Genomic DNA, 22,354 nt, shown 5'->3' with positions numbered 1-22,354 from the left:
TGCATCATCATGCATAATTATATCATGCACGTTGCCTGTTCTGTGTAAATTACCTGTACCGAAACCTGACACGCTTCAATCCCCGAAAGCATTGTCAAAGTGAAATAAAGGCAGGTCTCCTGGCTTGTTCCACCGGTAAACACCTTCCCATTCCCTGCGGAACAGTGGCATACTATTTACCAGCTGCAGTGCATAAACACTGCCGGAAGCTTACAGTTGCGGGACAGCCTGTGATTTGCACACAGTTCCCTTTTAATCCCGCTTTTCAGCGGGAACCATTATTTGCTTCGATGAGTAATACATAAAGAACCGGGGGCGAAGATAGTAAATCCCGGCAACTTCTGTCCCGGTTGTCTGACTCAGGATGATGATGATTAAGATGATTAGCCTGAGTCCGACAAACTCCGCTTCGTTTTCTTACAATTTCCTGCCTGCCGGAAAACGGAATTTTACATCAGAAAAAAAACATACAGCTATGAAACAGGCAAACATCCTGATCACCGGTGCTACCGGGCATATTGGTACTACATTGGCCAAACATTTATCTTCACAGGGCATTCCTTTCCGCGCCATGGTACGGAAGGCAGACAATAACGCAGGCATCATTGCTGCATTGCCCGGTGCAGAAATAGTGACCGGCGATTTTAACGATGCAGGCAGTTTGGCTCATGCCCTGCAGGGTATGGAAAAAGCCTTCCTGCTCACTAACTCTTCTGAAGAAGCGGAAACACTGCAAAGCAATTTTGTAACCGCCGCTGTTAAAAGCGGGTTGCCACATATCGTGAAACTTTCCCAGCTGCATGCCAGCGTGCATTCGCCGGTGCGTTTCCTGCGGTATCATGCCGTTGTGGAGGAAAAGATCCACCGTTCCGGTATGGCATATACTTTCCTGCGGCCCAATTTATTTATGCAGGGATTGCTGGGCTTCCGGGAGATCATTAACACACAGCATCAATTCTTTGCTACCGCCGGCAACGCTCCGGTAAGCCTGGTAGACACCCGCGACATTGCCGCTGTTGCAGCTGCCACACTCACCGGCAACGGGCATGCAGGCAAAACATACGATATCGCCGGACCGGAAGCACTTACTCATACCGCGCTGGCCAACATCCTGTCTGAGGCGGTGGGTCGCACTATCCGGTACATTAACGTTACTGAAAATGAACTGCTGCCCGCCCTCTTACACGCCGGCTTTCCCGCCTGGCAGGCCGAAGGACTGATTGAAGACTATGCCCACTACGCCCGTGGGGAAGCGGCGGCCGTTTCCTCCACAGTGCAGGAAATCACCGGGAAGCCGGCGCGCAACTTCGCCTCCTTTGCAGCGGAATATGCAGCGGTGTTCTCTTAAGCGGATTTTGTCTGACTCAGGATTAAACTGATTACGCTGATTACGCTGATTGATTACTTTGGATTTTAAAGGATTTGAGGAGATTTAAGCGGATACTTGTACTGCACCCCAAAGTTTAGACTTTTTTTGATTAGGCGGCTTGAGTTCGATATTGTATTGGACTCAAGCCGTTTAGTTTTAATTTGATTCTATCATTATTATAATATTCTATATATTCTCGAATATCCTTTTCCAGTGTAATTATGGAATCATATTTTTTCAGATAAAACAACTCTGACTTCAATATTGAAAAGAAGCCTTCCATAGCTGCATTATCGAGGCAATTCCCTTTTCTAGACATACTTTGCCTGATTTTATTGCCCTTAAATAATCGTTGCCAGGCCTTCATTTGGTATTGCCATCCCTGATCAGAGTGAATGATTAATTTTGTTTTTTTTGGCAGCTTAGTCAAGGCATTCTTTAGCATTTCTACAGTCTGATTACCTCTGGAATGTCTATCCAATGTATAGCTGATTATTTCACCGTTATATAAGTCCATGATTGGTGATAAATACAATTTTTCCCCTCCTACACTAAACTCCGTTACATCTGTTACCCATTTCTGATTGGGCTTGGCAGCATAAAAATTACGTTGTAGCAGATTGGGGGCTATTTTACCAAGTTCCCCTTTATAGGATTTGTACTTCTTTACTTTTACCAATGACTTAATCCCCAATTCTCTCATGATTCGCAGTACAGTTTTATGGTTAACAATGATGCCTTGTTTTCTTACAGCCAGCATAATTCGTCTATAGCCATATCTGCCTTGATGATGATGATAAATCTGCAGGATTTGAGTTTTTAGATTTGTTCTTTTGTCTTGTCGCGTTTTCTGATAATAGTAAAATGTACTTCTTGCCATCCCTGCTGCTTTTAAAAGCAGATCCTGGTTGTAATCGCGCCTTAATTCCCTGATGGCTTTTGCTCTTTTTTCTTTTTGTTTTGAGCTTGTTCTTCCTTCATTAAGGCATCCAACTTTTTTAGGTACGCATTTTCGGTGCGCAGCCATTCATTTTCCGCTTTCAGGGCTGCTAATTCTTGTTGTTCAGTTGTTAAGTTCTGATCTACTTTCGATGTTTTACGTTTCATGGGTTGTTTCTTTTGACCACTTCCCACCATTAGTAATCCCTGGCGGCCCTCACGCTTGTATATACATAACCAGTTATAGATGGTAGGAGCACTTGAGATACCGAAAATAGCGCTGGCCTCCATCAAAGATAAGGGCTTATTTAAAATTTCCTCAACTACTTTGACCCTGAATCTACTCGTGTACACCTTTAAACCAACCTGCAACTTTAGGCTTGCTTTACCTGCGATTCGATAATGCTCAAGCCATTGTTGGATACAAAAACGACTACATCCATAACGTCTGGCCACTGAACTAACGGACTGATGATCATTCCAAACTGCCCTCACAATTGCTAATTTTTGCTCAAAACTGTATTTCCTGCGTTTATCCATAAAAAATGCCCCCTAAAAGTGTCTAACTTTTAGGGGGCAGTACATACTTTCGCTTAGATCTCCTTAATTCTTTTATAATCATTACAAAATCAAATCAGCGTAATCAGCGTAATCAGTTTAATCCTGAGTCAGACAAACTCCGCGAAATTTTTACGCGAATTATCCGCCAATTGTTTATTTTAGTCATCAAATCGAGAATCCAGTGGGCAATGAAGAAGCTGTTCTGCTGCAAAGGCTGCAGCAAGGGGATACCGAAGCGTATATAGCACTATATGATCAGTATTATCCCTCACTTTACACTTATATACTCCACTTCATCAATATCCCGGAACTGGCCGAAGATGCACTACAGGAAGTGTTTATAAAGATTTGGGAGATTAGGGAGCGGATCAACCCTGAATTATCGTTCAGCGGTTACCTGTACCGTATTACCCGGAATCATGTGTTTAAACTCTTAAAGAAGATCAGCGCCGATGCAGCCCTCCGTTTACAGGTGATGCAGGAATTACAGCACCAGACAGAAGATGCAGATACCCGGCTGCTCTGGAAACAATATGAATCTTTACTGCACCAGGCCATAGCGCAACTGCCGCCACAGCGGCAGAAGGTATTCAGGCTTTGCCGGGAAGAAAGCAAAAGCTATGAGGAAGTGGCCGTAGAACTGGGCATTTCCCGTAACACCGTAAAAGAACATATGGTGCTGGCCATGAAAAGCATTAAGTTCTTCTTTTATACCAATACAGACGGTATTCTTCCCCTGCTTTTAGTTTCCGGCCTCCTGCTGGATCACTCCAGGTAATTTTTTTTCTCCCCCAACCACCCTATCTTCTTTTTTTGGGATAGTATAGATATGCCTACAGGAAAGAACAATGAATATTACCGGTTATTGCTGCAACGCTGGCAACAACGGACCTGTAGTCCCCAGGAAGCCCTTGAGCTGATGGACTACCTGCGGGACGACGCTTCCGGCCGTACCCTCCTCAACGAAATGCAGGCGGCATTCCGGCAGGTAAAACCTGGTGATGGCTCTTACTCCGGCGAACCCGGCGACAGGGTCCGGAAAGAGCTGTTACAGCATATACAGGGCGCACCGGTAATATCACTCTCCCGCCGGAGGAACTATGGCCGGTTTAAACTGGCAGCGGCGGCAGTGGTAATACTGGGCCTCACCATTCCGGCGGTATACCTTTTCCGGCAACCGGTGGCCACTACAGTAGCTATCAACACGAACAAAGCTACACCGGCTGCAACGCCGGGAGGGCATAAGGCCGTGCTCACCCTGGCTAACGGGGAAAAAATAGTACTGGACAGCGCCGGTATACAGCAACTGGCACAACAGGGCAGCAGCGCCGTACATAACCAGGGCGGGCAACTGGTATATGTTAAAACACAGGGAACCAACAACACGCCCATTTATAACACGCTCACCACCGGCCCGGGGGAAACATACCCGCTGGTACTGGCCGATGGCAGCAAAATATGGCTGAATGCCGCTTCTTCTATCCGCTTCCCCGCCACCTTTGCCGGGGAGGAACGCCGGATAGAGCTTAATGGGGAAGCGTATTTTGAAGTTGCACACGATGCCCGCCGGCCTTTCCGCGTACTGGTAAACCAGGTAACGGTAGATGTATTGGGCACCAGCTTCAATATCAACTCCTATGCTGATGAAGCCACTATCAATACCACCCTGCTGGAAGGCGCGGTGAAGGTAAACAGTAGAAAAGGAAGTATACAACTGGCGCCTGGTGAGCAATCGCAGATAAGCCCCAACGGCAACGTAAAAAAAATAACCGGTGTAAACACCGCGGAAATAATTGCCTGGAAAGAAGGCTACTTCCAGTTCGAGAGCACAGATCTGACCACTGTGCTGCGACAGTTCTCCCATTGGTACGACGTGGAGATCGTATATGAAGGCCAGCTCAGACCCAGGAAATTTTTCGGGATGATCAGCCGCCGCAGCAGCCTGGTGAATGTTTTAAAAATGCTGAATGCCAACGATGTCAATTACCGCTTAGAAGGAAAAAAACTGATTATACAGGGCGATTAAAGCCTGGAGGTGAACAATTGTATCAACCAGTATAGTATAAAGGGAATGTTCATTGTAACAAATGACTTGTAAAAGAAGATAGCACAACCAAACCATTCTATCAATCAAAACTCAGCACAAGTATGCAATTACGTACTATTGCCAGTTACCGGTGTAAAAGCAACCGGCGTCTGACCAAACATCTAAAGGCAGGTCAGTTCCTGGCCCTGCTATGTTTCGCTACCACGGCACAGTTGAGCGCAGCGCCGGACCAGGTAGTAAACCTGTCGATGAAAAATGCTACCGCCAAAGAGGTATTCCGGGAAATCAACAAACAAACCGGCCTCAATATCCTGGCAGATGAAGCCTTGCTGGAAAAAACAGGAAGGGCTAATATCACAGTGAGCAACATGCCTGTAAACGATGCGTTGAATCTTTTTATGCGCAACCAGCCCCTTACTTATAGTATTGAAGGAGGCGCTATCATCGTAAAAACAAAACCTGTAGCGCAGCCGGCTACCACGCCGCCGCCACCCATTGAGATACATGGCGTGGTCACTACCGATAAAGGCCAGCCCCTGCCCGGCGCCACAGTAACAGTAAAAGGCACTAAGCTCGGCACCGTTACCAATACCGACGGCAGCTTTAAAATCAATGCCAACCCCGGGGAAACACTGGAAATTTCCATGGTGGGCTTTAAAACCTGGTCGGTGAAGTTTGACGGTAAAACCATCAGCTTTAAAGTAACGCTTTCTGAAGAAGTATCTAACCTTACAGATGTAGTAGTAGTGGGTTATGGTACTACCAAAAAGAAAGACCTCACCGGTTCCATCAGCTCCATTTCCAGCGAAGATATGAACCTGGGCGGTGTTACCAGCAATGCTGCACAGGCCATCCAGGGCCGCGCTGCAGGCGTGCAGGTGAGCCAGTCGAACGCCGCACCGGGCGGACAAACCATTGTGCGCATCCGCGGCGGCAACTCCATTAAATCCACCAACGAGCCCTTATACGTGGTAGATGGCTTCCCTTCCGAAACGGGAAAAGACATCAACCCGAACGACATCGACGATATACAGATCCTTAAAGATGCTTCCTCCACCGCTATTTACGGCGCCCGCGGCGCCAACGGTGTGGTCATGATCACTACCAAAAGAGGCAAGAGCGGCCGTGCTGCCATCCAGTATGATGGCTACTATGGCACACAAAGGATCGTGAAGGAATATGATAAAATGAATGGCCTGGAAAATATGCAGGTCACCAACGCCAAAGCCATCGAAAAAGGACAACCGGCGTTTTATACGGCTGCCGACCTCGCCAGCGGCCGGGATAACGACTGGTTTAAACTGGCTACCCGCCCGGGTATTGTGCAAAGCCATAACCTGAGCGTAAGCGGTGGTACGGCGGAAGACAGGGTAGCATTATCCGGCAGCTACTTCAAACAGGATGGTGCGCTGAAAAATACTTCCTTCGAAAGGTATTCTGTAAGACTCAATTACGATAAGCAATTCGCAAAACGGTTTAAAACAGGAGCCAGCGTATACGCATCACATGCTTATACCAACTTCAAAACCTATGATGGCAACATTGTGCCTTCCAATGTAATGTACGGCGTTATCACCGCCTCACCGGCCATCCCCGTGTACAACGACGACGGCACCTATGCCCGGTTCAAAGGAAGGGATAACCCGCTGGCATGGCTGATGGCCCCTACCAACGACCGGTTCGAGAATAAAGTGAATTTTAACGTATATGCAGATTACCAGATCCTGGATGGTTTTAACTTCCGTGTGAACGGCGGTACAGAATATACCACCACCAAAGAAGGCACCTATCTTCCCCGCGACCTGGTAGATGGTGAAAAGGTACAGGGCAAAGCCAGTTTAAATGACCTGGCTGTTTCCCGCAACCTGGTAGAAGCCTATTTTACTTACCGTAAAATATTTAACACCATCCACTCCCTTAATGTAGTGGCAGGGGTATCTTACCAGTCCGATAAATACCAGAAACATTATTCCCTGGTACAGAAATTCAGCACCGATGCCTTCCTTTACCACAACCTGGAAGCAGGCACCGAGCGGCTGTCGAGCACCAGCAGCACCATACCCGCAAAAATGGCTTCTGCCTATGGAAGAATCAATTACTCACTGAAAGATAAGTACCTGGCTACGGTAACCGTGCGCCGCGACGGATCATCAAAATTTGGCGGCAACAAACGCTTTGGTATTTTCCCCTCCGGCTCCCTCGCCTGGAGAGCAGGTGAAGAAGACTTTATCAAGAACCTGAATATCTTCTCCAACCTGAAAGTAAGAGGTGGTTACGGCGTTACCGGTAACGACAGGATAGGTGATTATATTTATATGTCGCTCTTCGGACCTACCAACGTATCGCTGGGAGAAGGCAGCGACAGTTACGGAGGAACGGTAATTACCCGCCTTCCCAATGAAGACCTGCAATGGGAAAGCACCGCACAGCTGGACCTGGGCATCGATATGGGCTTTTTCAACAACCGGGTTTCTGCCACTATCGATTACTACCGTAAAAAAACCAACAGGCTGATCTTTGATATGCCTATCGGCGACTGGAACGGTTTTGCCGTGCAAACTGTTAATGCCGGCAGCATTGAAAATAAAGGGGTGGAATTATCTGTTACTACAGAAAATATCATCAATCACGCATTCACCTGGAACACCACCGTGAATATTGCGTACAATAAACAGAACTGTCTTGATCTTGGCGGCAGGCCATATGTGATCACACAAACCGCTAATCTCTACGGCGGCCGTGGTATGGACTTTACCAAACTGGAACCCGGACGTGAGCTCAGCACTTTCTATGGCTATGTTTATGACGGGGTAATAAAAACCGGTGAGGCGCATCCTGCACAACCAAACTCCAAACCAGGCGATCCAAAATTCAAGGATATCAGTGGTCCCGCCGGTAAGCCCGATGGTATTATCGATGCCAACGACCGTACCTATCTCGGCCATGCCAACCCACATTATATCTATGGTATCAGTAACAACTTTGCCTATAAAGGTTTTGAGCTGAACATCTTCCTCCAGGGCGCACTGGATTACAGCCTGTATAATGGTACAGGCCTGGTGCTGGAATCAGGCCCCGGTAAGGCTGCACTGAACAGGTGGACCACCAACAACGAGAACACCGATATCCCCAGGGACGGATATGCCATTGCCTACGGCGGTTTAATGAACTCCCGCTTCGTGGAAAATGCCTCCTACCTGCGCTGCAAAATGCTGATGCTCGGGTATAATATCCCGGTGGCCAAAACTTTCCTGAAAAGCCTGAGAGGCATTAAAGTTTACGGGTCCGTACAAAACTTATTCACCATCACTAAATATACAGGATCAGATCCCGAAGTGAACAGCAATCTCAATAGCAGCGGCAGCAACGCCAACCTGTCGTCCGGACTGGACTACACTGCCTTCCCTGCTTACCGCACGTTCACCGCGGGTCTTAAATTGAATTTTTAACCTGTAAATTCCGGAACAAATGAAATACGCATATATCGCACTCACCACCTTGCTGCTCGGCGCCAGCTCGTGCAAGAAACTGGTAGAGCCCAAAGTATACAGTTATCTAACCGATGCCAATGCGTTCCTCACGCTAAGCGATGCCAAAGCCGCTGTAAACGGCGTGTATTCAAGACTGAAACAGCCCAGCGGCAGATCAGACGCATGGATGTACTACGCCGGCTTCCAGGTCACCATTTCAGATCTTACCACAGATGTGGGCCATGCCAGTTCGGGCGGCGACGTAGGATTGATGTCCGACTGCCAGTGGGCGCCGGCCAATACCTACCTGGCTTTTGCCTGGCAGCACCAGTATAAACTGGTGGCAGATGCCAACATCTCCCTCTATTATATTCCTAAAATGACCAGCATCACAGATACACAGAAAGAACAGTTCACCGCTGAGCTGCGTTTCCTTCGCGCACTGGGCTATGTGGATCTGACAGACGCGTTCGGACCGGTGATAGTGGTCACAGAAGAAACCGTTGAAAAGAATATCGCACAACCTGATTATGAGGCCGCATTACCCACCACACCGGTAGCAGAGATCAATAAGATGATCATCAGCGACCTGGAATATGCGGCTGCCCATCTTCCTGTAGATTATTTAAACAGCAGTATCTACAGCAGCAACGATATAGGCCGTGCCACCAAAGGCGCCGCGCTGTCGCTGTTATGTAAATTGTATATGCGTGAACACGAATGGCAAAAAGCGCTGGACCTCACCACACAGATCATGACCCTTGGATATGGATTATATCCAAGCTACGCAGGACTGTTTGCAGAGAAAAATAAATGGTGCCAGGAAAGTATCTTCAGCGCCCTGGCAGATCCGCTCGTAGATGCCGTGGAAATCATGAACCACTTCGGTCCTATCAATAACCCGCAGGTAACAGACAGGTGGCAGTATTTTGCTTTAACCTGGTATTTCTGGAATACTTTCGGCGCAACCGACGACCGTAAGAAAATGTTCTACTCCGACTATATCGGTACCGATGGCTTACACTACATGCAGGCCCCTCCCGGACAAACCAATCCGCCGGATGGGTACTACTACATGCCGGATGTAGCCACTACCAAGTTCGCCGATCCCAACGGCTCTACTACTTATTATGATGGCCACGTATTCCCGATTCTCCGCTATGCAGATATCCTGCTGTGCAGGGCCGAAGCGCTGAATGAGCTGAATGGCCCCAACAGTGAATCCATCGCGCTTATTAACCAGGTGAAAGACCGCTCCCATGCCACCAATCTCGGCGCAGCCGGTACCTTCACCAAAGAGAGTTTAAGGGATGCCATTTTACAGGAACGCGGCTGGGAGTTCTTCTTTGAATGCAAACGCAGACAAGACCTGATCCGCATGGGTAAATATGAAAGCGTGGTAAATAAATATCTTACCGCTGTAGGAAAAACACCGACCATTAGCCTGGCACGTGATAAATATTTTCCTTACCCGCAGGCACAAACGGATCTTAACAAAAATCTCAGTAACAATGGTCGCCGTCAATAACGGCGGTTACTGTTTTTCTAAATTATTCAGTATCGATGATCTCATTGAATAAATTACAACGCCTGCTGCCATTGCTGTCAATGGCGGCAGCGTTGTTGCTGTTTGCGACCGGCTGCAGGAACAGTGGCGGCAACGATATTGTTTCCATCACGCTGCTTCCGCAGGGACAAAACGCCATCAAGGTAAAAACGGTCATCCTCTGTACCGATACCGTAGATGCAGCCGTGGAATACTGGCCAAAAGGACAGGAACAGCAACGCGTGGTTACACCGCTTTCTGAGCACCGGGTCAGCCATACCATTGTGCTCACCAGCCTGTTGCCCGAAAAGGCCTACGAGTACAGGGTTTTAACCGGACATGGTAAAGATCTTTATCCCAGCAAAACCTATACGTTCAATACATTTGGTTTACCGGTGTGGATGAAAGATATGTTCAGCGTAGTATGCCCCGATAGTTCCGTGCTGCCTGCCGCTTTCAGGAAAGGCTATGTAATGCTTACCCGTCGCGATGATCCGGGGATTCTTTTCCTGCTGAATGCCAAAGGCAATATTGTATGGTATCACCAGGTAAGCGGCACCGGTTTTAAAGTGGCTCGGTTTACGGAGCACAACACTTTTCTTACCCTGCTGGGTGGCCCAGGCTATGAAACCAGCTATGGCGACCAGATCATGGAACTGTCTCTTTCAGGTGATACACTGGCGAATTTAAAAAAAGGGCAGCAGGACTTTAAACAAACCATTCATCATGAAATACTGGTGAACCAGGCAAACCAGTTTGTAACGCTTTGCGTGGAGGAAAGGATCTGTGATCTGAGCAGCAAAGGCGGCAGCAAACAGGATACCGTAAAAGGCGATGGTATCCTGGTGCTGGACAGGCAAGGCAAACAGGTATGGAAATGGACAGTGTTTGATGTGCTGGATCCGCTGAACGATAAAAACATCTTAAAAGAAAAACAAGACTGGATGCATGCCAACTGCATCGCGTTTGATACAGACGGCAACTACCTTATTTCTTTTTATAACAACGGGCAGATATGGAAGATAGATGCCCGCACGGGTAAACGCCTCTGGACATTCGGAAAGAACGGCGATTTTAACCTGCCTGCCGCTTCGCTGTTTGACCAGGCGCATGCATTGCATATCAATGAGCATGGCGAACTGATGTTCTTCGATAACGGCGTCAGCAAAAAAACATCCAGGACACTTTCCTTTAAACTGGATGAGAATACAAAGCAGGCAACACTTCGCATTAATACCATCCTGCCGCCGGAAAACTACAACGAGCGGATGGGCAGCAGTTATTTAGTGAGCGATACTACCCTGCTGCAATGCGCCACCAAAAGGAATACCATAATACTGACCAACTTCGGGGGAAGATTTCTATGGCTGCTGAGAACCGGCATGTCATCTTACCGGGCTTCATTTATCCCGGCAGAAAAACTGGCGCCTTACATCCTCCGGCCAGGCTATGAACAATAATTGTGCACTACAAAAAAATTATACATGAAAAGCTTCATTGTGATCTGTGGAATTGGTTGCTGGGGAATAGCTATGATATCCTCCTGCGGATCAGCCGTAACAGGAGAAACAAAAGCCACTGCGCCTGTACAACCGGATAGCGTTTCCTATATCAACATCGATACCACGCTGATACCAAATGATCAATTTGGCGAATCGGTAAAATACGGCCGGGAACTGATGCTCAATACCGCCCGTTATATTGGTCCCGATGGCAGCGCAGGGAAATATCTCGGCAATAAGATGAACTGCACTAACTGTCACCAGGATGCAGGCACCAAAGCATTTTCATTTAACCTGATGTCGTCGCACGACAACTACCCGCAATACCGTGGCAGGGAAGGCAAAGTGCTTACGCTGGCGGAAAGGGTCAACAACTGCGTTATGCGGCCGCATAACGGCAAGCCCCTGCCGCTCGACGGCAAAGAGATGGTAGCATTTCTTTCCTACTTCAAATGGATCAGCACCTTTGTGCCTAAAAACAAACCTTTTAAAGGCGCCAAAAACCTGCATCTTACTTTCCCCGATATAGCCGCCAATCCTGAAAAAGGACAGGTGCTCTATCAAACCAACTGTGCCCGCTGCCACGGTCCCAACGGAGAAGGACAATGGACTGCAGATAAAAGCACTTATGTATATCCGCCGCTGTGGGGCAATACCGCCTACCAGCCGGGTTCCAGCATGCACCGTGTCATTAAACAGGCAGAATGGCTGAAAAACAACATGCCTTATGATAAAGTAACTCCCGGCAAACCCTTCCTCTCCGATCAGGAAGCAATGGACATAGCCGCATTTGTAAACAATGACAGGATCCACTCCCGGCCTGACCCAAAAAGCTTCGACTATCCGCATATCGCTGAAAAGGCTATTGATTATGATCACGGCCCCTTCGCAGACACCTTTTCTGTAGCGCAGCACAAATTCGGCCCCTACCAACCCATTATCGACTACTGGAAAGCGAAAGGGTTAAAGCCGATCTATTAGCGGAGGATCGCCTTCGGCGATGGGAAATTGTCTTGGAGCAGGATTACGCTGATTATACTGATTTATTGGATTGGATTTTTTTGATTTTAAAGATTTGGGGAGATGAGAGCGAGTATATGCGCTTTTATCTCCCCAAATCTTTTAAAAAATCCAAAGAATAAAAATCAGACTAATCAGTATAATCAGCGTAATCCTGCTCCAAGACAATTTCCCATCGCCGAAGGCGATCAAATCCGCTTTACCAGCCCGGGTTTTGCACCAGCTTTTTATTCCTGTCTATTTCAGACTGGGGAATCGGGAACAGGTAGTGCTTCTTCTGAAATACCCTTGTTTCAAATACAGTTTTCTTATAAAAAGAAAGATCAGTTAAGCTGGTGCCGGCATCTACATCCATTCCGTAGAAGGGACCACCATCCGTTTGTTCTGCAATTTTCCAGCGACGGGTATCAAAGTAGCGGTGACACTCAAACGCCAGCTCTACCTGGCGCTCACGACGGATGCGCGCTCTCATTTCTGCCTGCGGTAAGCCTCCTGGTAAGGCGGGAATACCTGCACGCTCACGGATGGCATTCACATATTTCAGGATGTCCGCATTTCCTGGCTGTGACTCATTTAAAGCCTCCGCATAATTGAGATACATTTCAGCAAGCCGGAACAATACAAACGGGCGGTATACATAACGGCTCAGGCGGGGATATGTGTCGGGATGATAGTTTTTGCGAACCAGGTAACCGGTGCGGGAATAATCGTAGGTACCTCTCTTACCTGTATTGCCGGTATTGAACAACTCTACTTTCTTCTCTCCTTCACTTTTGTTAAACCAGGTCATACCGTTATAGGTAATACATACATAAAACCGTGGCTCCCTCCCCACATACATGTTATAAGTTCCGGCAGTAGTATAGCGGGTATCGGCGGTGGAAAATCCGGAAGACACATATCCTGATCCCGTTTCGTCAATCGCTTTCCCATTCTCCATAAAAAACGCATCCACCATTTGCTGCGTAGCCGCAACGCCGCTCCAGCCACCGGCAAAGCGCGGGGAACAGTGTACCTCCCATTGATCCACACCATTACCAGCCCGCGCGAAGATCACCTCCTTATTCCAGGGCGACATAATCGCATCGCGGCAGGAAGTAAACGGATCATAAGCCCCGCTGGCGTCATTTACTTTGTAAAGCTGGAACAGGTTGAGGTCAATAACTGCCTTGGCGGCGTCCGCGGCTTTTTGCCATTTATTCACATCATAGGTAGTGCTCACCAATGGTTTGCCGTCCTGGTTGTTGAAACTGGCGTAATCTGCATTGCCATTGAACTGCGGGCTGGCTGCATATAGCAGCATTCTTGCCTTTACGGCCATTGCCACGGGTTTGGTAATACGGCCGTATTCCAGTTCATCGGATTGTTGCAGGGGCAGATCCTGCCCTGCGCGGTCCAGTTCCGAAGCAATAAAATTCACGCATTCATCATAACTGCTGCGTGGAATCTGTGTTTCATCAAACGGCACATCCGGCGCCAGTATACTTTCACCCAGTAATGGCACGGGACCATACTGCCGCAGCAATCCAAAATAAAAATAAGCACGGAGAAAGCGTGCCTCCGCTTTATATCGCTTAATGATATCTGCACCGCCGGGCTGACCGAGTATTTCTTTACATTTATCGGCATTCTCCATAAAGTAAGTAGCAGAGCGGATGCCTTTGTAATAATCCATCCAGAAGTCAAAGAAACCGGAAGTAGGGTCCCAGCTGCCGATGTTCATAAAGTAAGAATTGTAGCCGCTCCTGGCCCAGGTCATGTCCGCCTCGTCGGAAGCGCCCGTCCATGGATTACTTTGCCACTGGTTACTTTCATCTCTTACATAGGAATATACATTGGCAAGATACTCCTCGGTTGTTCTCTTCCTGGAAAAAATCTCTTCAATGGTGATACGGTCATCCGGCACCTGGTCGAGAAAGCCTTTTTTACAGCCAGCCACTATTACCAGGATCACTGCCAGCAAGGTATATTTTACAGTTATTTTTTTCATCCCTTTAGATTTTAGCTTTAAAACTGAAATGATGCGCCTACGTTATAGGTAGTGAGCTGCGGGTATTTGGTACCGCGACCTTCTCCCAACTCCACATCCCATAGTTTGAAAGGGCTGAAGGTGAGAATATTGTATCCCATCAGGTAAATGCGGGAACGCTGCACACCCACGCGCTTCAGCCAGGAGTTGGGAAGAGTGTAACTGATTTCAGCGTTTTTCAGTCGCAGGTAACGACCGTTCTTCACCCACCAGGTGCTCGGCTTATAATTATCATTCACATCTCCAAACGACAGGCGTGGGTAAAACGCATGAGGATTAGGGTTCTCCGGCGTCCACCGGTCGGTGATCACATCCATCAGGTTACCGCGGGTACCGCCCTGCTGGAAGGGAACAAAACCTTCCCCATAGGCATAGATATCCACATTGGAAATACCCTGGAAGAACAGGCCAATGGAGAAATTCTTATATGCTGCATTTACACCCAAAACCGTATACGATTTCGGGAACAGATCCGTAGCCGATGGCCGACTGGTCGTACGCATTAATGATACCATCGCCATTAATATCTTTGAATTTCAGATCGCCCGGGCGTACGTTACCGTTTTGCACAGGGCTTCTCAATATCTCAGCAGAATCAGCAAACAAACCTTCTGCAATGTAGCCGAAGCGCTGCCCGATCTTCTGCCCTTTTCTTTCCAGATACGGGTAAGCCCATGCCGGTAAATCGTCATCAATTACTTTATTCCTGTTGTAGGTGAAGTTACCTTTGAGATTAAGTTGTACGGCGCCTATCTTATAATTATAATCTATCGAGATATCGATACCTTTATTCTCTGTTTTACCAAGGTTACCGTAAGGATTGCTGCGAAGCCCTATCATAGCAGGTATGGAAGAGCGCCGCAGGAAAATGTTCTTCCTGTTCTCTTTAAAAACATCCACCTGGATATTCAGCTTATCTCTAAAGGTGGTGATCTCCATCCCCAGATTTGTTTTCTTCGCGGTTTCCCAGGTTACATCAGAGGCGTATTCGCCGATATCATATCCATTGAAATTGTTATTACGGTCTTTTCCAAAAGTATAACCTGTGGTAGATGCCACAATTGGGATGTAGGCGAAACGGCGGATATTGTCGCCATCCAGGATTTCACCATTACCCACCAGGCCGTAGGAGAAGCGGAACTTCAGGAACTGTATAACATTAGTGGCGGGCTGGAAAAAGTTTTCACCGGATACTACCCAGCCTAAGCCTGCAGAGGGAAAAAATCCATAGCGCCTGTTGGGAGAAAATGTTTCAGAGCCGTTATAACCGAAGTTTACTTCCGCGAGATATTTATCATTCCAGGAATAAGTGCCCCTTCCTGCCAGGCCACGCTGCCGGCGAGGGATAGAGCCAATGAAATCATCTTTAAAAGCATCGATCTTATCGCTTTGGTTATACAGCAGCAAACCGCCTACGCGATGTTTGCCAAAAGTGTTATCATAGTTAAGGGCCGTTTCTGTATAAAACTGGCGGTTACCACCGTTGCTCCTGGCATACGACAGGTAATTACTTCCGATACGGGTTTGTTCAAAGATCAGCTTACCATCCGCATCCCTGCCGGTGGCGATCCAGTTATCCACCGTTTTGGTGCGGGCCATTTTATGCAGGTTGTAGCTGTCGAAAGAAAACATGGAAGTAAAGGAAAGCCCTTTCACAAGAAAGCCAAGATCCTGCCGCAGACGGATGTTTGAAAAGATCTGGTTCCTGAACTCAGTGGCATAACCTGTTTGGGTGAGCAGGTCATATGGGTTGGTAACATCGCCGGTACGCTGACCACCGATCTTGCCGTCTGAATATTTCGGGGGATGCACAATTGGCGGCAGTTTGATGGCAGCATCAAAGATGGCGTCTGTACCTGTTCCGGGATAGTTACCATTACCGATATATCCCTGTACGCCAAATTCGAGCCGGGTGGTTTTAGTCACCTTCATATTCAGGTTGGAGGTGAAATTATAGCGGGTAAATTTTATGTCGGAATTATATCTGGCAAGATCATCTCTCTTAAACAATCCTATTTCATCGTAATAAGAAAGAGAAACATAATAGCTGGTAATATCTGTACCACCGCGCATATTCAGGTTGGCGCGTTTATTACTGCCATTCTTCCTGAAAATTTCATCAATCCAGTTCACATTGGGGTACAGCTCAGGATCTTCACCAGAGGCGGTTTTGCGGATGGCTTCATCAGAGTACTGGGCAGTACCGCCACGGGTGGTAGTAGCTTCATTGGCCATTTTCATGTACGTTACCCCGTCTGCATAATGAGGCAGGCGGGTAAACTGGGTAATACCTTTGTTGATGTCGGCATTGATCTGCGTTTTTTGCGCCTTTCCTCCTTTGGTGGTGATAACGATCACGCCGTTGGCGCCTCTCACGCCATATACAGCGGTAGCGGAAGCATCTTTGAGGATGTTAAAGCTTTCAATGTCTTCGGGGTCAATATTGGAGAAAGGCCGTTCCACGCCGTCTACCAGTACCAGCGGGCGACTGTCCGTAAAGGTAGAGATCCCGCGGATCCATATCTGTGCATCGTCGTAACCCGGCTCACCGCTGCGCTGCACGCCAATAATACCTGCCAGGCGCCCTGCCAGCAGGGTGCTGAGGTTACGTACCGGTTGTTTGAGCTCTTCAATTTTAATTCCTGTTTGCGCGCCGATGAGACTTATTTTACGTTGCTTACCGTAACCTACTACTACCACTTCATTGAGGCCTCCTTCTTCTGCTTCCATGGTAATATCCATTTCCAGGCGGTTACGCACCGGCTGCACCTGTCTTTTATACCCAATAAAAGAAAACTCCAGGGTATCCAGCGGTTCTGCGTCGATGGCATAGTGACCGGCGGCATTGGTGATAACACCTTTACCGGAGCGACTGAGCTTTACCGTAACACCCGGCAGCGGGTTACCTATACCGTCCCTTACATTGCCGGAGATGACCACTGCAGGCTTACGGGGTTGCTCCGCCAGTTGGGCCGCCGGCGCATCTTTTTCTGATAAAGCCACTATCAGGTACTGCTTATTGTTAAGCTTACTGCAACGCAGCTGATGGCTCGTGAGTATTTTATCAATGGCAGTGATCAACGGCTTTACTTCCAGCTTCAGTAACTGGCTGGGAAAATTGATGCCTTCTATTTGCCGGTCGTTGTAAATAAACAGGATCCCTTTCACCCTGTATATTTCTTCCAGCGCTACTTTGAGCGTTAGCTGGGTATCTCGGGAGAACCCGCCGCTTTCCGGCGTATAGGCATTACTGTTATGGCTGTTAACAGCGAAATTCTGCCGTAAGCCGTCGTCAGCGGCAAACACGTTGGTAGCCAGGCATAGCAGTGCCAGTCCCCACTTAAGTGGAAGCAAATTCTTCATAACGGGATTTGATTTATCTGATTTTAATTTTGGTTTTCGTTTTCCAGGTTCATTGTTCCTGATTCATTCCTTATCGTCTGATCGCTATTTTGGTTGAATAATTATTTGTTGTCCATTTTTTATTATCGTTACGTGCATAATCACTTCAATTGCCTTATGCAGGTTTTCTTCATCACTGATGGCCATATGGCCGCTCATACTGTATTCCTGTAATACCTCCGGCTGACGGACTGTTACCTGGTAACCATATACCACCTGCAAAATTTCCGCAATTTCCCGGATGCTGGTATTATTAAAATCAAAGAAGCCTGCTTTCATCATCCGGTAATAGCTGCCGTGTACTATCTGCTTACTGCTTTTCCCGTTTTCAAAAATAACGCCTTCATCGGGTTTCAGCGTCCATTCTTTCCCAGGTAATATCGCCTTAACCATACCATCGGTTACTGCTGCTGCAGCGGTAGTAGGGCTGCTGTTGGCAATAAAAGAGGTACCCAGTACCACGATGTCCATTTGTTGTGTTTTCACGGTAAAAGGATACTCTGTATGCTTGCTTACTTCAAAAAAGGCGGTTCCTTTCAGGGTTACTTCCCTTTCTCTTTCCCAACTCGGTGTATAACTCAGTTCACTCCCGTTCAACAGCCATACCTCGCTGCTATCTGGCAGCCGTACCGCCCTGGGAGCAGCTTCGGTATTGGTGAGGGTTACCAATGCAGGACGGGCGGGAAACCATATATATAATACCGCCGTAGTCAGTATCATTAATATAGCCACCGCAGCAGCCACCCGGTACCATGGATATACTATTTTCCCTTTGGCCGGCGCAGGTGCTAACCTGGCGGCTATCTCCTGCCAGCGCAGGTCTGCTTCCTCAGCGGTGACGCCGGGAGCGGCTGCATAATCGAGGATGTCTTTTACCTGGAAATACAGCTGTTTATGTTGCTCGCTCTGGTGCAACCATTCAAGTACCTGCGTCTTTTCACCGGCGTCTGCTTTTCCTTCAATAAACGCAACAAGGAGGTTATAATCAAAATCTTGTTCTTCCATGATAATATAAAGACGGATGAGTAAATCAATTCTACGTACGTGGATAAAAAAAAATCTGACCAGCCGGGGAGGCGGATCAATACAGCGACCAGATAAGGATCTTTATCTTTTTAATATTTGACCGGAGTTGCTTCATAGCTTTATAGAGTTGTGTTTCTACAGTGCGGGCAGATATTCCCATGATACCGGATATTTCCCTGGTCCGCAAACCATCTTTATACCGGAGCTCCAATATAGCGCGGCATTTTGGCGGCAGCTGCCCTATGGCCTGCAGCACCTGCTCATCGCCGGCGGTGAACACCAGGCTTTGCCGGCCCTTTTCCGGGTCGTACCAGGCTGCTTCTTCCAGAGAAAGGGTAGTAAGGGCGGCATCTACATAACGGCGATGCACCATCTGGTGCCTTAAATGATCCACACAGCTGTTGTGAACAGAACGGAAAAGATAGCCCTGCAGGCTTTGCCGTATATCGCCGGCGGAGCCTTTATGCTGTAATTGTATAAATACATCCTGCACAATATCCTCCGCAGCCTCTTTCGTCACAAATTTACACGCATACCCTAGCAGCCGGGGGTAATACAGGCGGAACAATAAACCCAGCGCCTCCCTGTCGCCGCGTTTCAACGCCTCTTTAATAGTGGCTTCATTTATTTCGTTCGTATCCACAGGAATGAAGTGCTTTGAAGAAAATATTGGTGGTCTAACTTACGCTTATTTATGCTGAGAATCAACTCCCCCTGTAAAACAAACCCTTTTATATCTCAATAGATAAACTCTATCCCCACACTGGCCAATATTAACTTATTTTTGCGCCGATACTGCATATGGATGCAGGGAAGGTGTTAACATCAGAAAAATTAACCGGATGGCAGTTGTAATGAATGAAAAGGGATATAGCCGTAAACAGGAGATCGTAAACGGGCTGATACATGGTCTGGGGATCATTTTCGGGGTAAGCGCATTGCCGATGCTGGCCGGGATTGCCGCCACGCACAATAATACACCGGGCATTGTAGGCGCCTGTATTTACACATTCTGTTTTATTCTGCTGTTTACCAGCTCCACTATTTACCACCTCACACAGGAGCCGGCCGTAAAAAAACTGTTCCTGGTATTTGACCATATCAGCATTTACTTTTTAATAGCCGGCACGTATACGCCATTCCTGCTGGTATATATGAATAATGCCTTTGGCATTACGCTGCTATCCATCTTATGGGGACTTACACTGGCAGGCGTATTGTTCAAGATCTGGTTTACGGGGAAATACGATATTGTATCTACCATCATTTACCTGCTGATGGGATGGATCATGGTATTTGGCGGCCGCCGTTTTTTCGACAGCCTTCCCCTCCCGGTAATTGTTATGCTGGCCATTGGCGGCGGGTTGTATACAATAGGGGTTATTTTTTATATCTGGGATAAATATACCTATACACATGCCATTTGGCATTTGCTGGTGCTGGCAGCGGCTATCTGTCATTATGTGGCGGTATTGCTGGCCATGTAGGTTTTCTCAACCGCTCATCCCCGGGCGGTAGTTTTTTTCCGCCCACATTTTTTTCCGGTAGTCAGTAGGATTAATGCCGGTGTATTTCTTGAATGTCCTGTTCAGATGGCTTTCGTCTGTAAAGCCCAGTTCATCCACAATTTCACTCATCCGCATATCGCTGTACTGCAGGCGCGTTTCTACCAGTTTCAGCTTGTAATTGGTAACATAGCGCTGTATGCTTTCTCCCGTTAACTTCTTCACATATTCACTGATATAATTCTGGGAGATATTAAACTGCGCAGCCAGTTTTTCAGTACGCAGTTTTTCCGGGTAATAAATATTCTGGTGGATGTAACTGAGAATATCGTTGGATACTTCACTGCTTACCGGGCTCCTCTCCGGCGTAAGCAATGATACATTTCTTGCCACGATGGTGATAATGGTATTTACCAGCTGCTGCACCACTTCATTGCGCAGCGATTGCTCCCTTGGGTATTCCAGCATCAGCGCGTTAATGAGCGCCCGTACAATTGGCTTATCATCTGTATTCCTTAAAATACAACCTGGGAAATGATAATTATTATGGAAGATGAATTCCAGTTTCCTTGCCCAGTCGCCCAGGTTACTGTACGTATTGCCCGTACGCTGCGCTTCCAGGTAGATACCGTTAAAACGGATAAACAGGAAACCGGTCCTGCTTTTTATACGGGTATACTGTATATCCTGCGGCATAAGCAGGAAAAGGTTTTCCGGCTCATACTCAAATGTATGCTGGTTATTGTGGAAGGCGCCGGTACCCTTCACGATATATACGAGTTCAAAAAAGTTGATACGGTGCTGACCCATGGGGCACACATCTTCCTCGATATACATAATATCAAACGGCTTATACAAATTAACTACTTCCATAACCTATGATTGTACAAAAGGTACCCTGATTCATACAAGGGTACAGCTACAAATTTATTGGAATTTTGATTCATCAAATCACAAAAAACAAACAAGGATATGAAAGCAATCGTATTAAAGCAAACAGGCGGCGACCTGGAGATGAAGAACATTCCAGACCCGGTTATTAGCGACCACGAAGTATTGGTGCGTAACCATGCCGCAGCCATTAACCCGGTGGATGCATTTGTAAGCCACAATGAAGGCGCGCTGAAAGGCATTCTGCAACCGAAGGATGGAGAAGATATTATCCCAGGATGGGATATTGCGGGAGAAGTAACAGCCGTAGGCCAGAAGGTAACACAGTTCAAACCCGGCGACGCTGTATTTGGTATGGTGAATTTTCCCGGTCATGGTAAAGCGTATGCACAATATGTAGCCGCTCCCGAAAACCACCTGGCGCTGAAACCTGCCGGTACTTCCTACGAGGCTGCTGCAGCCGCTTCCCTGGCCGCTCTTACTGCATGGCAATCGCTGGTTACCTATGGCAATATAAAGAAAGGCGATAAAGTACTGATCCATGCCGCAGCGGGCGGTGTTGGCCACTATGCCGTACAGATCGCGAAACACTTCGGGGCTTATGTAATTGGTACTTCCTCTGCTGCTAAAAGAGAAGCCGTGCTTGGCTTTGGCGCCGATGAGCATATCGACTACAACAGCCAGGCTTTTGAACAGGTGGTAACAGATGCAGATATTGTACTCGATTCCCTGGGCATACCCGGTCACCTGGACCGCTCCCTTGCAGCAGTAAAGAACGGCGGGCGCGTGATCAGCCTGCTCATATTTTTCAGCGATGAACAAAAACAGCAGGCAGCAGCGAAAAACGTATATACGCACCGGTTATCCGTAGTTTCCAACGGGGACGACATGAAATCCATTGCTGCATTGCTGGAGCAGGGCCAGCTGCATTCCGGTGTTTCACAGGTGTATGCGTTTGAAGAAATTGCCAAAGCGCATCAACAGGTGGCTTCCGGGAAAACACAAGGTAAAGTAGTGGTAAAAATACCCTGATAAAAATAACAAGCA

General features: G+C 47.6%; 17 protein-coding genes and 1 riboswitch. Of the genes, 9 read left to right on the top strand and 8 right to left on the bottom strand.

The window, feature by feature from the left end; all coding sequences use genetic code 11:
- Positions 1 to 92: 92 nt before the first annotated feature.
- Positions 93 to 295, bottom strand: a riboswitch (cobalamin riboswitch).
- Between the two features lie 180 nt (positions 296 to 475).
- The gene (locus ABIE50_RS11395; RefSeq protein WP_209861540.1) at positions 476 to 1,348 is read left to right on the top strand and encodes an SDR family oxidoreductase; all 873 of its coding nucleotides are present in this window, start codon (positions 476 to 478) and stop codon (positions 1,346 to 1,348) included.
- Between the two features lie 130 nt (positions 1,349 to 1,478).
- On the opposite strand, the gene ABIE50_RS11390 is transcribed toward ABIE50_RS11395, so the two are convergent.
- On the bottom strand, positions 1,479 to 2,396 hold the full coding sequence (locus tag ABIE50_RS11390; RefSeq protein WP_209867494.1) for an IS3 family transposase: 918 nt from the start codon (positions 2,394 to 2,396) through the stop codon (positions 1,479 to 1,481).
- A complete protein-coding gene (locus tag ABIE50_RS11385; protein WP_209867496.1) occupies positions 2,291 to 2,848 on the bottom strand; it encodes a helix-turn-helix domain-containing protein in 558 nt (185 codons plus the stop codon). The genes ABIE50_RS11390 and ABIE50_RS11385 overlap by 106 nt, the downstream gene beginning before the upstream one ends.
- A 202-nt stretch (positions 2,849 to 3,050) precedes the next feature.
- Between ABIE50_RS11385 and ABIE50_RS11380 the strand changes: the two genes are divergently transcribed.
- The 6 genes from ABIE50_RS11380 (at position 3,051) to ABIE50_RS11355 (ending at position 12,415) form a co-directional block, all read left to right on the top strand.
- Positions 3,051 to 3,647 (top strand): RNA polymerase sigma factor, encoded by a 597-nt coding sequence (locus ABIE50_RS11380; protein ID WP_209867303.1) that lies wholly within the window; start codon positions 3,051 to 3,053, stop codon positions 3,645 to 3,647.
- Between the two features lie 51 nt (positions 3,648 to 3,698).
- Entirely contained in the window at positions 3,699 to 4,895 is a 1,197-nt protein-coding gene (locus tag ABIE50_RS11375; RefSeq protein WP_209867305.1) for a FecR family protein, read from the top strand.
- A gap of 122 nt (positions 4,896 to 5,017) precedes the next feature.
- Positions 5,018 to 8,365: a TonB-dependent receptor gene (locus tag ABIE50_RS11370; protein ID WP_209867307.1), complete on the top strand. Its 3,348-nt coding sequence runs from the start codon at positions 5,018 to 5,020 to the stop codon at positions 8,363 to 8,365.
- A gap of 19 nt (positions 8,366 to 8,384) precedes the next feature.
- Positions 8,385 to 9,914 (top strand): RagB/SusD family nutrient uptake outer membrane protein, encoded by a 1,530-nt coding sequence (locus tag ABIE50_RS11365; protein ID WP_209867309.1) that lies wholly within the window; start codon positions 8,385 to 8,387, stop codon positions 9,912 to 9,914.
- Between the two features lie 35 nt (positions 9,915 to 9,949).
- Positions 9,950 to 11,392, top strand: a complete 1,443-nt coding sequence (locus ABIE50_RS11360; protein WP_209867311.1) for an aryl-sulfate sulfotransferase — start codon at positions 9,950 to 9,952, stop codon at positions 11,390 to 11,392.
- Between the two features lie 24 nt (positions 11,393 to 11,416).
- The gene (locus tag ABIE50_RS11355) at positions 11,417 to 12,415 is read left to right on the top strand and encodes a c-type cytochrome (RefSeq protein WP_209867313.1); all 999 of its coding nucleotides are present in this window, start codon (positions 11,417 to 11,419) and stop codon (positions 12,413 to 12,415) included.
- 238 nt (positions 12,416 to 12,653) lie between these two features.
- On the opposite strand, the gene ABIE50_RS11350 is transcribed toward ABIE50_RS11355, so the two are convergent.
- The 5 genes from ABIE50_RS11350 to ABIE50_RS11330 all read right to left on the bottom strand — a co-directional run bounded on the left by ABIE50_RS11350 (position 12,654) and on the right by ABIE50_RS11330 (position 19,554).
- Positions 12,654 to 14,444, bottom strand: a complete 1,791-nt coding sequence (locus tag ABIE50_RS11350) for a RagB/SusD family nutrient uptake outer membrane protein (RefSeq protein WP_209867314.1) — start codon at positions 14,442 to 14,444, stop codon at positions 12,654 to 12,656.
- A 17-nt stretch (positions 14,445 to 14,461) separates the two neighbouring features.
- Positions 14,462 to 14,929 (bottom strand): hypothetical protein, encoded by a 468-nt coding sequence (locus ABIE50_RS11345; RefSeq protein WP_354027969.1) that lies wholly within the window; start codon positions 14,927 to 14,929, stop codon positions 14,462 to 14,464.
- Positions 14,907 to 17,846 (bottom strand): SusC/RagA family TonB-linked outer membrane protein, encoded by a 2,940-nt coding sequence (locus tag ABIE50_RS11340; protein WP_354027968.1) that lies wholly within the window; start codon positions 17,844 to 17,846, stop codon positions 14,907 to 14,909. The genes ABIE50_RS11345 and ABIE50_RS11340 overlap by 23 nt, the downstream gene beginning before the upstream one ends.
- An 84-nt stretch (positions 17,847 to 17,930) precedes the next feature.
- On the bottom strand, positions 17,931 to 18,890 hold the full coding sequence (locus ABIE50_RS11335; protein WP_209867317.1) for a FecR family protein: 960 nt from the start codon (positions 18,888 to 18,890) through the stop codon (positions 17,931 to 17,933).
- A 76-nt stretch (positions 18,891 to 18,966) separates the two neighbouring features.
- The gene (locus ABIE50_RS11330; RefSeq protein ID WP_209867319.1) at positions 18,967 to 19,554 is read right to left on the bottom strand and encodes an RNA polymerase sigma factor; all 588 of its coding nucleotides are present in this window, start codon (positions 19,552 to 19,554) and stop codon (positions 18,967 to 18,969) included.
- Between the two features lie 199 nt (positions 19,555 to 19,753).
- Between ABIE50_RS11330 and trhA the strand changes: the two genes are divergently transcribed.
- Complete coding sequence (trhA, locus tag ABIE50_RS11325) at positions 19,754 to 20,398, top strand: PAQR family membrane homeostasis protein TrhA (RefSeq protein ID WP_209867321.1); 645 nt, start codon at positions 19,754 to 19,756, stop codon at positions 20,396 to 20,398.
- 6 nt (positions 20,399 to 20,404) lie between these two features.
- Here trhA and ABIE50_RS11320 read toward each other — a convergent pair whose 3' ends face one another.
- Complete coding sequence (locus ABIE50_RS11320; protein ID WP_209867323.1) at positions 20,405 to 21,289, bottom strand: AraC family transcriptional regulator; 885 nt, start codon at positions 21,287 to 21,289, stop codon at positions 20,405 to 20,407.
- Between the two features lie 99 nt (positions 21,290 to 21,388).
- Between ABIE50_RS11320 and ABIE50_RS11315 the strand changes: the two genes are divergently transcribed.
- Positions 21,389 to 22,339: an NADP-dependent oxidoreductase gene (locus tag ABIE50_RS11315; RefSeq protein WP_209867325.1), complete on the top strand. Its 951-nt coding sequence runs from the start codon at positions 21,389 to 21,391 to the stop codon at positions 22,337 to 22,339.
- Positions 22,340 to 22,354: the final 15 nt, after the last annotated feature.

Origin of the sequence: Chitinophaga sp. OAE865, assembly GCF_040546735.1 — a bacterium.
GTDB lineage: Bacteria > Bacteroidota > Bacteroidia > Chitinophagales > Chitinophagaceae > Chitinophaga > Chitinophaga polysaccharea_A.
Note: the sequence above shows the minus strand (reverse complement) of the source record. Positions and strands in the feature narration are given on the sequence as shown.